Here is a 12,398-nt window from a genome sequence, read left to right as displayed (position 1 = left end):
AGCGATGTGCGCATGCCCCGCGTAAACCCTCTGGCCTGGCTATTGCTGGGCGTTGCCGTGTTCATCTTGTTGCCCCTGGGCTTTCACGGTTTATGGACGCCAGACGAAACCCGCTACGCCCAGGTCAGCCAGGAAATGCTGATGAGCGGCAACTGGGTGGCGCCGCACTTCATGGGCGTGCGTTATTTCGAGAAGCCCGCCGCCGGCTATTGGCTCATCGCCCTCGGCCAGACGGTGTTCGGTGAAAACCTGTTCGGTGTGCGCATCGCCTCGGTCCTGAGCACAGTCCTGAGCGTGGTGCTGGCCTACCTGCTCGCCCGGCGCGTGTGGAATGACCCGCGCAAGAGCTTTGCCTGCGCGCTGCTCTACCTGAGTTTTGGCCTGGTAGCCGGGCAAGCCGGGTATGCCAACCTCGACCCGCAATTCACCCTGTGGGTGAACCTGAGCCTGGTGGCGTTGTGGTTTGCCCTGGACTGCCGCACGCCACGCGAACGCCTCTGTGCCTGGGCGGTGTTGGGGGTGGCCTGCGCCATGGGGTTCATGACCAAGGGCTTCCTGGCCTGGCTGTTGCCGGTCTTGATCGCCGTACCCTACCTCGTCTGGCAGCGGCGCGTCGGCGAGTTGATGCGCTACGGGCCGTTGGCGGTGCTGGTCGCCGTGCTCGTATGCCTGCCCTGGGCCCTGGCCATCCACTTGCGCGAACCGGATTACTGGCATTTCTTTTTCTGGCATGAGCACATCCGCCGCTTTGCCGCCGACGATGCACAGCATGCACGGCCGCTGTGGTTCTTCCTGCCGATCATGGTGGTGGCGTGCCTGCCGTGGGCTGCCTTGTTACCCGGCACCCTGCTAAAAACCTGGCAGGAAAAGCGCCAGCCGGTGATTGCCTTTCTCGCCCTGTGGCTGTTGCTGCCCCTGGGCTTTTTCAGCCTGAGCAAAGGCAAATTGCCGACCTACATCATGCCGTGCCTGTTGCCCCTGGCCTTGTTGATGGGCCACGGTTTGATCGACCTGATCAAGCAAGGCAAGGCGCGCCCACTGGCCATCAACGGCGCGCTCAATTTCGTGCTCGGCATGACGGCCATGGTGGCGCTGATTTACCTGCAAATCACCCGCCCGCTGTACGGCAATAGCCATGCGCAGATGTTCAACCTGTCCCTGACGTTTATCGTGCTGCTGGGCTGGATCCTCGCCAACCTGCTGCAAGCGGTGCGCCCGTTGACGTTGTGGGCGATGCCCGCCCTGGGCATTGGCTTGCTGGTGGCCCTGCTACCGGCGGGCATGCCGGCCCTGATCGAAGATAACGAGATGCCCGACCAATTCGTGCTGGAACATCTGGACGAACTGCAACCTACCCGTGCTTTGCTAAGCAATGACCTGGGCCTGGCATCGGCCTTGACCTGGCGCCTGCGCCGGCCCGATGTGGCGTTTTATAACACCCAGGGCGAGCTGCGCTACGGCTTGAACTACGAAGACGCGGCACAGCGCAAGGTCACGCCGGACAGCGTCCAGGCCTGGCTGGTCGAGGCACGCCAACACGGGTCGGTCGGCGTGCTGATGCAGGTCAAGAGCACCAGCGAACACCGCGAAGAAGGGCAATTGCCCCCCGGCGGCAAACGCTATCGCAAGGGCAACCTGGTACTGACGATTTACTCCCAACAACCTTGAATGCAGCGCCTGCCACGGGGAACATCCCATGAGTTTCTGGAAAACCGAACGCGGCGCTCTGGTGTTACTGCTGGGTACCTCGGCCTTGCTGCTCTTGCTGGGCCTGGGCAGCCGCGACCTGTGGGGGCCGGAAACGCGCTGGGCGAATATCGCCTTGCAGATGCTGCAAAGCGGTGACTATTTCGACCCATACCTCAAAGGCACGCCGTATTACGACAAACCCCTGCCCTCCTACTGGCTGATCACCGGGTTTGCCCATCTGCTCGGCGGCCTCGGCCCGTGGTCGCTGCGCCTGTCATCGGTGATTGCCGCGTGGTTGAGCACCTGGCTGGTGTACCTGATCGGTGAACGCCTGTTTCGCAAAGGCACCGGGCTGATTGCCGGGTGGATGCTCGCCACCACCTTCTACTTCCTGTTCTGGGCCCGCGTGGCCACCGCCGATGTCCTCACCGTGTGTGGCGTACTGGCAGCGGTGTGGTGGTATTGGCGTGGGCCGGATGACACGCGGCTGGGGCGCTACACGGTGTTTTTCCTGTTGCTGGCCGCCACCTCGCTGTTCAAGGGTTTGATCGGTGTGGTGCTGCCGGCGCTGATGCTGTTGCCACACTTGCTCAGCGAACACCGCTACAAACGCCACCTCAACCTGCGCCTGGTGCTGGCCCTGCTCATCGCCGGCGTGGTGTATGCGATTCCCTTTGTACTGTCCCACCGCTACGGCGCCCCCACTTACGGCGAGAGCGGCCTGGAGCTGGTGTTCCGCGAAAACGTGGTGCGTTTCTTCGACCCCTTCGACCATATGGGGCCGATCTACACCTACCTGATCTACTTGCCGGTCTACACCCTGCCCTGGGCACCCTGCTGGATACTTGGCCTGTGGCTGGCCGTGCGCAACTGGCGCAGAGCGCCGCCCAACGTACGCTGGCTGGTGTGGGGCCTGGGCCTGTTGTTTGTATTCTTCACCGCCAGCGGCAGCCGCCGCAGCTACTACGTGTTGCCGCTGGTACCCTTTGCCCAACTGCTCGCCGCCTGGTGGCTGAGTGAACGCCTGCGCAAAAAACCGATGAGCTGGCCGCGCTGGCAAACAGGCTTTGGCCTCAGCGCAGGCCTGCTCTTGCTGGTGCTGGGCGTGATCTACCCTTGGACAAATGGCAACGGCGGCGTTACCCGCTTCGCCGCCGACCTGCAAGCCCAGGCGGAGAAAAGCGCGCCCTGGAACCAATGGCAACTGGTGCTGGTAGAGGTCGACAACAAGCTGCCCATGTACCTGCAAAACCACGGTAAACCTTTCTACTACGTCAGCGAAAGCCAGGACTTCCGGCGCCAGGGCAACAGCGTCGCGTTCATGGCCTGGTTGGAAAAAACCAGCGGCCAGGGATTTGATCCGCAACGCACGATTATCGTCACGCAGTATTCCAAGGACGAGCCGACGCCGTTGGCGTTTCTGGGGGTGGATCATCAGGTGGTGACGACCCAGCCGGATAATGGGGAGCGGTTGTTCAGGGCGCGTGAGGGAGGGAGTGTGGCGTTTGTTCCGGGGATACGCTGAGGCACTGTACTTGCTGGCCTTTTGTCATGGTTTGTAAAGGGCCAGCCAGCCGTGTCCCTGGTTCTGCTGGGTCAGGATGGCAACCGGTGCGCTATCGTGCAGCAGATACTCCAGGCGTTCGGCGGGATGGGCCGGGTCCAGCGGCACGTAGCAGGCCTCGGACTTGAGGATCGCCAACAGCCCCGCCAGGGTGTCGAGACCACGCCGGGCCAGGATTGTGACTCGCCCACGCGCAGTTGGTCGAGCCAAATGTCTTGTTGGGCGCCAGTGAGGGAGAAGCGGGCCGGCAGGCTAGAGGAATGCTGCATAAGATCCTTCTCATGGGGGGTCAGGCACTCGCCGCGCAGAGGTGGCTCATTACGCCGAAGTTGCCGGATGGGAGCATGGCCGCCGGGGGGGCTGTCACCCGAAACCCGGACATTCAAACGGAGGGATAGGCCTTGGCCGACGGTGCATGGCTGAAATGATTAAAGCGCTGTAGGAGATTGGCTACATCTGATCGATAGTGGCGTTTTTGATACCTCCTGTTTTTTCTATTTTCCTAATGATTTTCAGTAAGTTAAGCAAAACTAAAAATAACTTATGCCTGTACGTAGCCGGCTCAACTCATGAGAAACGTCGGTTTAATGGCGCAGTTTTTATGGCAGCTTGTGTCCCTCGTTCCCGCTACATACGTAGGACAAAGCCCCATGGCTAAATGAAATTTCGAACGCCGAGTTACGTTCAAGCAGTACGGAGCGCCCTGCACAGGCCCTGGGCAACCGTTGACGGTTTTCGACATCAAGGATGAGATGGCTATGAGTCTGACCCCCAGTATTGGCGGCACCTGCGGCCCGCATTTTTTCTATGCCGAAATGGGCGAGTTGATTTCAAACAGCGGCGACGAACATTTCGCCGCCACGATGTTGCAGTTGGTGGGCAAGTGGGTACCGATTCACCTGGTAGACCTCAGCGAATGGACCCTGGATGAACTGCGCGACCGCGTGCTGGGCATCAAGTTACTAGGCAGCGCCGGGGTGAAAAAGGATTTGTCGGTGCCCCAGACCTTGCATGCGCTGAACGACCACCCGCTGTTGCGGCAGATGCTGCACATGCAAGACCCGCTGCTGATCCAAATGAACGCCAAGGCCAACAGCGCGCATCCGCGCGGCACTTCCCACCAATGCAACCTGGTATCGCGCCAGGGCAATCGACGCTGTGTGATTTCGCTCTACCGTCCGCCGACCCAGCAGGGGTTTTCCCTGGCTGAGTTGTCGTTTCTCAAGCGCCTGTCGGACACACTGTTGCCGTTGATGGAGCGGCACGCCCAGAGCCTGCGCCAGGCTCCACGCGCCGAAACTGAGCCGGCCCATACCCTGCTGGAACAATCGCAGTTGCAGCGTGAGTTCTACAAACGCTTGTCTTTGAGCGACATCACCCTTTCGGCGCGGGAACAGGAGGTGTGCCTCGGCCTGCTGACCGGCGGTACCGTGCCGCAAATCGCGGAGAAACTCAGTGTCAAAAACAGCTCGATCGAGACCTACCTCAAGCGCGCAGCCGCCAAGCTGGGCGTGAGCGGCCGGCATGGCCTGGCCAAATGGATGGTGGGCGCCTGATAAACACACGACGTTAGAGTAACTTGAGCCCAACCGCGGCACGCCGGTTTGCATCGCCGCTTTCCAGTGGTTGTTTGTGCCCGTATTTGTCCAGGAAGCCGCCCACCACGGCCATCGAATGAAAGCCGCTGGTGACCGTGCCGATAGCGCCGTTCAGGAAGTCCTGGAGGGTTGCGGGCGCCACGAAGTCTTTCAAGCCCAGGCGACGCAAGGCCTGTCCCGGATACTCGCCATCATTGAGGCTGCGTATGGCGGCGGCAAAACTCTTATTAGCCTCCCCGTCATTATTTTCGAGGTAGGCGCGTTTGGCACTGACGGCATATAGAAAGTGTGCATTGACCAGAACATCGTTGGGCCGGTCGGAGCCGAAGTTGGCGCCGGCCGTGGCCTGCTTCAGTTCGTCATGGGTGATGTGCAGCTTGAACCCATCGCGCGTGACAATACGATAGCCGGTGTCGGTGACCACGATGGATTTGTAAATACCGTAAGGGTTATGGCCGAATCTCATCATCACGGCCTTAATGGCGGATATCGTCACGCAATTACCTTCGGTCAATTGGTAAAAGCTTTTGAAAATATCAGTGGGCTTGATGCCCGTATTCGCAGGCGTACCTTTCAAGAATTCGTCACGATTGACGGTGCGGTTATCGGTGACACTCGCAGGCAAAGGTACTGAATCAACGTCGGGTTTCAACCGAGCGGATAACGTGGCCAACAGACGTTCCAACTCGCCTACCAGGCTACTCAGTTGTTTGGCTTCGCTGGCTGGCGCAGGCGGATTGGAAGAAGATAAAACAACTGGAGAAGTTACAGCATCGCTCGCCCTGGCATGACCAAGAGCAACAGCATTAACGCAAGACACTAACATGTTGGATAACCTCCTGACACTTACCGAACACTTCAAATTACCCGCGAAGGGTGACTACCTTCAATGACGGTGAAACCGGCGTGTTGTATAACTGGCCCTCCATCACGCCCTCAATAATCACGCCGTTCTTGTTTCTCCCGCCCTTGTCCAACGGCACCCCGACCTGCGCCCCCAAAGCACTGGCCTCGATGACCTGCATATGTTCTTTCAGCCCCAGATAGGACAGCGCCGTGTCACCGTCGATGCCGCCTCCGGCCCCCACCAGTACACCCGGATAACTAGCCTCGGCATGGTACGCGCTGTCTTTTTCATAGTGGCTGAAGAAACGGTCCGCGGCCCTCTCGCGCGCCAGCTCAATGTGCTGGCGCTTGCTCATCACGCCAAACAGAAATTGCGCATCCTTGACCATGCCTTCATCGCCGCCACTGAACTTTGCCGCCCTGGCCGCCAGTTCAAGTTCTTCAACGGTGATTATCAGCTTGAAGCCGTCTCGCATCGTCACGTCATAGTGGTCGCCATGTTTGACGACGTGCTTGAAAATCCCGATAGGGCTTTGCCCGAATGTAGCCATGACAACCTTGATCGCGGCCACGTGCTCCTCTCGGCCCAAGATGCCCAGGTAAGGAAAGTTCTCATACGTGGCACGCAACCCATTGCGCAGGTCGTCAGGCTTTTGCCCTTTGGGTTTTTCAGACATAAACGTAGTGATTGGCTCATAGTTTTTATCTGAAAACATCTCAGCGAGTTCGGTATCAAACGCGCTTCGGGTCTTGGCCAGGTTCGGCCGGTTCATGAAGGGCGCCAATTGTTCTTTCCATACACTTTTAACGGTTGGCACGGTGTCAGGTGCAGTCTGCGTATTCATCAGTGGTCTGTGCGGCGAACCCACAACAGGGGTTGGGTAAGCCACAACGGGTGGCTGGGGTTTCGGCGCCTCATTCTCCCTGCTCATCCATGTTTTAAGTGCCACGACTAATGTCCCCAACAACCTCAACAGCTCCCCCAGCTCTGCGTCACGGTTTGAGTTAACGCTTGGGCCAATCGGATAATGTGCCGGTGATTGACCCAAGGGATTGGGTCGATCTGTAACGGGTTGATCAAGGGTTTTATCAGGCTGTGTAAACGTTGAGTGCGCAGGTGAGTAAGCAGGCTGAGTGTGCGTGAGCATTGTAGGAAGTCTCATTTAATTGAAGGAGGACAAGCGAAAACTATCAGGCGCTACTTGCTCACCGCCGCTGCCGAAAGCCTGCACTGAACAAGTACTCATGCGTGGCCAGGCGGTCGGAAAAGTTCCTGCCAGACAGGTAACAACATCCTTCTCGTTCAACGAACCGCTATCAGAAAATTCCTCAGCGTTGCGCTTTTTCTCCGAACAATCCTCAGCGTATCGCCGACTGACGCACCCGATATTCCCCCGGCGTCATCTGCGCGTACCGCAAGAAAAACCGACTGAAATACGCTGGGTCCTTGAACCCCAGTTGGTAGCAGATTTCATTTGCGGAACTGCCGGTAAACAACAGTAGGCGCTTGGCCTCCTGCATCAGCCGTTCAAGGATCAGGCGCTTGGAGGGCAGGCCGGCGATGCGCCGGCACACTTCATTGAGCCGCGCCTGGGTCACGCCAATACCTTGGGCATAACGCGCCAACGGCCAATGTTCCAGATAGTGGGCTTCGATCAGTTCGTTGAAGCGATGGAAGATACGCAGGTCTTCATGGGCTGTCGGACGTGCGGGCTGGGCGTGGGCGCACAGGCGCAGCAGGCGGATCATGATCAGCCGCGTCAGGCTGTCGAGGGCGGCGGCGCGCCCTGCCCGTTCGGCGTTGATCTCACTGCACAGCGCCTCGAAGAGTGGCTCCAGACCCTCGGCGTCGCCAGTCAAGGCCACACATGCGGCACCGCAAGCAAGGCTGGGGTCGGCGTCGATCAAGCTCCACACCAGTTGCTGGCGCACCGTCAACACATGCCCGTCGGCATCGGCCTCGGTGACAAAAGCGTGGGCCACCGTGGGCGGCGTGAGAAAAAACATCGGCCCCGATTCAACGTATTGGTGGTCATCCAGATATACCCGCACCGCGCCACTCTTGACGTAATGCACCTGGAAAAACCGGTCATGGCGATGCACGGCCATATTGCGCCCGAAAAAACCTGCCAGGTTGCCGAGCTTGTCGTAATGCACCTCGGCGTCGCTGTAGCGCTGGTCGTAGACCTGCCCGATGTTGATGTTGGGAATCGGCTTCACGGGGCTCTCTTCTTGTTGTTGTGAGGCCAGCGCAGTGTGCCACGCTTGACGGTAGTTAACATATTAATTATAACGTTAACAACTTAACGAACGGCCTGTGCAGCCGTCGTCACCGCCAGGAGAAACGCATGAGTCGTACCCTGCATGATGTTGCCAGCGGCACCCTGTTCGGCGTTGCGCTGAACTACCAAGGCCTGCTGGACCAGCATCTCGCCGCCTTCCAGCAGGCGCCCTACCAGCAGCCACCGACCAAGCCGGTGCTGTTTATCAAAACCCCCAACACGCGCAATGGGCACGACGGCGTGGTGTTACACCCGCACGGCGAGCGCCTGCAACCGGGCCCGGCGCTGGGCGTGGTGATCGGCCAGCGCGCCAGCCGTGTCAGCCCGGAGAACGCCATGGCCCATGTGGCCGGGTATGTGGTGGTGAATGAATTCAGCCTGCCGGAAGACAGCTACTACCGCCCTGCCGTCAAAGCTAAATGCCGCGATGGGTTTTGCGCCCTGGGCCCACGGCTGGTTGCGCGGGATCAAGTGGCCAACCCCAATCAACTGAGCCTCAAGCTGTTCGTCAATGGCGAGCTGCGCCAGGAAAGCTCTACCGTCCATTGGGTACGCGACATCCCGCAATTGATCGCCGAGATCAGCGAGTTCATGACCCTGTACCCCGGCGATGTGCTAATCACCGGCACTCCGCAAGGCCGCGTGGATGTGCAGCCAGGCGACCAGGTTGAGGTCGACATCACCGGCATAGGCCGACTGAGCAACACCATTGCAGCAGAGGCATCGGCATGAAACGCGCACGTATCCGCTTTGAAGGTGCAACCCACAACGTATTGGTGCAAGCCGACTGCAGCGTGCGCCTGGAGGATGGGCGGTTGCTGGCCGAAGACCAGGTGCAATGGCTACCACCCGCCACCGGCAACATGTTCGCCCTGGGTTTGAACTACGCCGACCACGCCGCCGAACTGGCCTTTACGCCGCCGACCGAACCGCTGGCATTCATCAAATCGGTGGGCACCTACACCGGCCACCGCCAAGTCACCTGGCGCCCGGACAACGTCGCCTACATGCACTACGAGTGCGAGCTGGTGGCGGTGATTGGCAAGACCGCGCGCAACGTCAAACGCGCCGACGCCCTGGACTACCTGGCCGGTTACACGGTGTGCAACGACTATGCGATCCGCGACTACCTCGAGAATTACTACCGCCCCAACCTTCGCGTGAAAAACCGCGACGCCACCACCCCGGTCGGCCCATGGATCGTCGACGTGGCCGATGTGCCCGACCCAGGCAACCTGAAATTGCGCACCTGGATCAACGGCGAACTGCGCCAGGAAGGCAGCACAAAAGACATGATTTTCGATATCCCCTACCTCATCGAATACCTGTCCAGCTTCATGACCCTGCAACCGGGCGACATGATCGCCACCGGCACGCCCGAGGGCCTGGCCGATGTGGTACCGGGGGATGAAGTGGTGGTGGAAGTCGAAGGCGTGGGCCGCCTGGTCAACCGTATTGTCAGTGAAACGGAGTTTTTCTCCGCGCGCAAAGAGGCTTGAGCACCATGATCAAACACTGGATCAATGGCCGTGAGGTCGAAAGCAAAGACACCTTTATCAACTACAACCCGGCCACCGGCGAGGCCATCGGTGAAGTGGCCAGCGGGGGTGCCGAAGAAGTCGCGCAGGCCGTGGCGGCGGCCAAGGCCGCGTTCCCCAAGTGGGCCAATACGCCGGCCAAAGAGCGCGCGCGCTTGATGCGCAAGCTGGGCGAGCTGATCGAACAGAACGTGCCACACCTGGCCGAGCTGGAAACCCTGGACACCGGCCTGCCGATCCACCAGACCAAGAACGTGTTGATCCCGCGTGCCTCGCACAACTTCGATTTCTTCGCTGAAGTCTGCACCCGCATGGACGGCCACACCTACCCGGTGGACGACCAGATGCTCAATTACACCCTGTACCAGCCAGTGGGCGTGTGCGGACTGGTGTCGCCCTGGAACGTGCCGTTCATGACCGCCACCTGGAAGACCGCGCCGTGCCTGGCGCTGGGCAATACGGCGGTGTTGAAGATGTCGGAACTGTCGCCGCTGACCGCCAATGAACTGGGGCGCCTGGCGGTGGAAGCCGGGATTCCCAATGGCGTGCTCAATGTGATCCAGGGCTACGGCGCCACCGCTGGCGATGCACTGGTGCGCCACCCGGACGTGCGGGCGATTTCCTTTACCGGCGGCACCGCCACCGGCAAGAAAATCATGCAGAGCGCCGGCCTGAAAAAGTACTCCATGGAACTGGGGGGCAAGTCGCCGGTGCTGATTTTCGAAGACGCCGACCTGGAACGCGCCCTCGACGCCGCACTCTTCACGATCTTCTCCCTCAACGGCGAGCGTTGCACCGCTGGCAGCCGGATCTTTATCCAGGAAAGCGTCTACCCGCAATTTGTCGCCGAATTCGCGGCGCGGGCCAAGCGCCTGATCGTGGGCGACCCCCAGGACCCCAAGACCCAGGTCGGCTCGATGATCACCCAGGCCCATTACGACAAGGTCACCGGCTACATCAAGATCGGCCTGGAGGAAGGCGCCACGCTGCTGGCTGGCGGCCTGGAACGCCCGGCCAACCTGCCGGCGCACCTGAGCCGCGGCCAGTTTATCCAGCCGACGGTGTTTGCCGACGTGAACAACCGGATGCGCATCGCCCAGGAAGAAATCTTCGGCCCGGTGGTGTGCCTGATTCCGTTCAAGGATGAAGCCGAGGCACTGCAATTGGCCAACGACACCGAATACGGGCTGGCCTCCTACATCTGGACCCAGGACATCGGCAAGGCCCACCGCCTGGCGCGCGGTATCGAAGCGGGCATGGTATTTATCAACAGCCAGAACGTACGGGATTTGCGCCAGCCGTTCGGCGGGGTCAAAGGCTCGGGCACCGGGCGTGAAGGCGGCCAGTACAGCTTCGAAGTGTTTGCCGAGATCAAGAACGTGTGTATTTCCATGGGTAGTCATCACATTCCGCGCTGGGGCGTATAGCCCAGGCTCAAACAAGCCTCCTGCGGGAGCCGGGCTTGCCCGCGATGCAGGCACCGCGGTCCTTCAGCCGTACCGAGCCGATGCCATCGCAGGCAAGCCAGCCCCCACAGGGACCTCACAGGCCATACAAGAATAATTATTCAGGAGAGTCATCATGGGCGAAGTGGTTCTGGCAGCGAAGATCTGCCACGTACCGTCGATGTACCTGTCGGAACTGCCCGGCAAACATCACGGCTGTCGCGAAGCGGCGATTGCCGGGCACAAGGAAATCGGCCGGCGCGCCCGCGAACTGGGGGCCGACACCGCGGTGGTGTTCGACGTGCACTGGCTGGTCAACAGCGGCTACCACGTCAACTGCGGCGAGCAGTTCCAGGGCACCTACACCAGCAACGAACTGCCGCACTTCATCAAGAACATGGACTACGCCTACCCCGGTTGCCCCGAGCTGGGCGAGCTGATCTCCGCCGAAGCCAACCTGGCTGGCGTGCGCAGCATGGCCCACAACATCCCGAGCCTGGAGCTGGAATACGGCACCCTGGTGCCCATGCGCTACATGCATATGGGCGTGTCCGACGCAGAAAAATTCAAAGTCATTTCCATCGCTGCCTGGTGCGCCTGGCATCGCCTGGAAGACAGTTTTGCCTTCGGCGCCGCCGTGCGCCGGGCGATTGAAAAGAGCGATCGCAAGGTACTGGTGCTGGCGTCCGGCTCGCTGTCCCATCGGTTCTCGGACGACCGCGAGGCTGAGGCGAATATCCACAACTGGACCCGCGAATTCGACAAGCAGGTGGACCTGCATGTCGTGCAAATGTGGAAGCAAGGCCGCTTCAAGGAGTTCTGCGCCATGTTGCCCGACTACGCCGAACACTGTTTTGGCGAAGGCAAGATGCACGACACCGCCATGCTCCTGGGCCTGCTGGGTGGGCCGGACTATGCCAAGCCGGCCGAGATCATCACGCCGCCGTTCGGCAGTTCGGGCACCGGCCAGATCAACGCGATTTTCCCGCTTTAACCCTGGGAGAGCCCCATGCCGCACTTTATCGCCGAGTACACCGACAACCTCGAACAGCAGGCCGACTTGCCCGGCCTGTTTGAAAAAGTCCACCGCGTGCTGGGCGACAGCGGTGTGTTTCCGCTGGGCGGCATTCGCAGTCGCGGCGTACGCCTGGACACCTGGCGCATGGCCGACGGCAAGCATGACTATGCCTTTGTGCACATGACCCTCAAGGTCGGCCATGGCCGCGACCTGACCACGCGCGAGGCCGTCGCCCAAGCGGTGTTCGCGGTGATCATCGCGCACTTCGCCGAGCTGCAGGCACAGCGCTTGCTCGCGTTGTCGTTCGAGATGATCGAGCTGCACCCGCAGCTCAACTTCAAGCAGAACAATGTGCACGCGTTCCTGAACAACGCGGCGAGCTGAAACGACCCCGGCTCCTACAACTACAAGAAGAACA

General features: G+C 60.3%; 11 protein-coding genes and 1 pseudogene. 8 read left to right on the top strand and 4 right to left on the bottom strand.

All coding sequences use genetic code 11. The features are described 5' to 3' along the window. The first annotated feature begins 12 nt into the window (after positions 1-12). Complete coding sequence (arnT, locus tag BOP96_RS13090; RefSeq protein WP_073453002.1) at positions 13-1,668, top strand: lipid IV(A) 4-amino-4-deoxy-L-arabinosyltransferase; 1,656 nt, start codon at positions 13-15, stop codon at positions 1,666-1,668. Positions 1,669-1,696: 28 nt separating this feature from the next. After that, positions 1,697-3,214: an ArnT family glycosyltransferase gene (locus tag BOP96_RS13085; protein WP_073453000.1), complete on the top strand. Its 1,518-nt coding sequence runs from the start codon at positions 1,697-1,699 to the stop codon at positions 3,212-3,214. Positions 3,215-3,277: 63 nt separating this feature from the next. Here the strand turns inward: BOP96_RS13085 and BOP96_RS13080 are convergent. Next, positions 3,278-3,439, bottom strand: a pseudogene (locus tag BOP96_RS13080) (AMP-binding protein); the annotation flags it as partial. A gap of 572 nt (positions 3,440-4,011) precedes the next feature. Between BOP96_RS13080 and BOP96_RS13075 the strand changes: the two are divergent. Further along, a complete protein-coding gene (locus BOP96_RS13075) occupies positions 4,012-4,809 on the top strand; it encodes a helix-turn-helix transcriptional regulator (protein WP_014719066.1) in 798 nt (265 codons plus the stop codon). A gap of 13 nt (positions 4,810-4,822) precedes the next feature. Here BOP96_RS13075 and BOP96_RS13070 read toward each other — a convergent pair whose 3' ends face one another. From BOP96_RS13070 to hpaA, 3 genes are all read right to left on the bottom strand, one after another. Further along, positions 4,823-5,677 (bottom strand): hypothetical protein, encoded by an 855-nt coding sequence (locus BOP96_RS13070; protein WP_236598445.1) that lies wholly within the window; start codon positions 5,675-5,677, stop codon positions 4,823-4,825. A gap of 37 nt (positions 5,678-5,714) precedes the next feature. Further along, positions 5,715-6,542: a type III secretion protein gene (locus BOP96_RS13065; protein ID WP_224796950.1), complete on the bottom strand. Its 828-nt coding sequence runs from the start codon at positions 6,540-6,542 to the stop codon at positions 5,715-5,717. 514 nt (positions 6,543-7,056) lie between these two features. Beyond that, positions 7,057-7,917, bottom strand: a complete 861-nt coding sequence (gene hpaA / locus BOP96_RS13060) for a 4-hydroxyphenylacetate catabolism regulatory protein HpaA (RefSeq protein ID WP_073452998.1) — start codon at positions 7,915-7,917, stop codon at positions 7,057-7,059. A gap of 128 nt (positions 7,918-8,045) precedes the next feature. Between hpaA and BOP96_RS13055 the strand changes: the two genes are divergently transcribed. The 5 genes from BOP96_RS13055 to BOP96_RS13035 all read left to right on the top strand — a co-directional run bounded on the left by BOP96_RS13055 (position 8,046) and on the right by BOP96_RS13035 (position 12,364). Further along, the gene (locus BOP96_RS13055) at positions 8,046-8,711 is read left to right on the top strand and encodes a fumarylacetoacetate hydrolase family protein (RefSeq protein ID WP_073452996.1); all 666 of its coding nucleotides are present in this window, start codon (positions 8,046-8,048) and stop codon (positions 8,709-8,711) included. Then, positions 8,708-9,478, top strand: a complete 771-nt coding sequence (locus BOP96_RS13050) for a fumarylacetoacetate hydrolase family protein (protein WP_019821191.1) — start codon at positions 8,708-8,710, stop codon at positions 9,476-9,478. The genes BOP96_RS13055 and BOP96_RS13050 overlap by 4 nt, the downstream gene beginning before the upstream one ends. Positions 9,479-9,483: 5 nt before the next feature. Next, positions 9,484-10,944: a 5-carboxymethyl-2-hydroxymuconate semialdehyde dehydrogenase gene (gene hpaE, locus BOP96_RS13045; RefSeq protein ID WP_014719072.1), complete on the top strand. Its 1,461-nt coding sequence runs from the start codon at positions 9,484-9,486 to the stop codon at positions 10,942-10,944. A gap of 154 nt (positions 10,945-11,098) precedes the next feature. Next, entirely contained in the window at positions 11,099-11,956 is an 858-nt protein-coding gene (hpaD, locus tag BOP96_RS13040) for a 3,4-dihydroxyphenylacetate 2,3-dioxygenase (RefSeq protein WP_058410666.1), read from the top strand. Between the two features lie 15 nt (positions 11,957-11,971). Continuing rightward, complete coding sequence (locus tag BOP96_RS13035; protein ID WP_014719074.1) at positions 11,972-12,364, top strand: 5-carboxymethyl-2-hydroxymuconate Delta-isomerase; 393 nt, start codon at positions 11,972-11,974, stop codon at positions 12,362-12,364. The last annotated feature ends 34 nt before the right edge of the window (positions 12,365-12,398 follow it).

Origin of the sequence: Pseudomonas sp. FSL W5-0203 (assembly GCF_001896155.1) — a bacterium.
GTDB classification, from domain to species: domain Bacteria; phylum Pseudomonadota; class Gammaproteobacteria; order Pseudomonadales; family Pseudomonadaceae; genus Aquipseudomonas; species Aquipseudomonas paracarnis.
The sequence above is the reverse complement of the archived record's forward strand: the minus strand, read 5'-3'. Positions and strand labels throughout refer to the sequence as shown.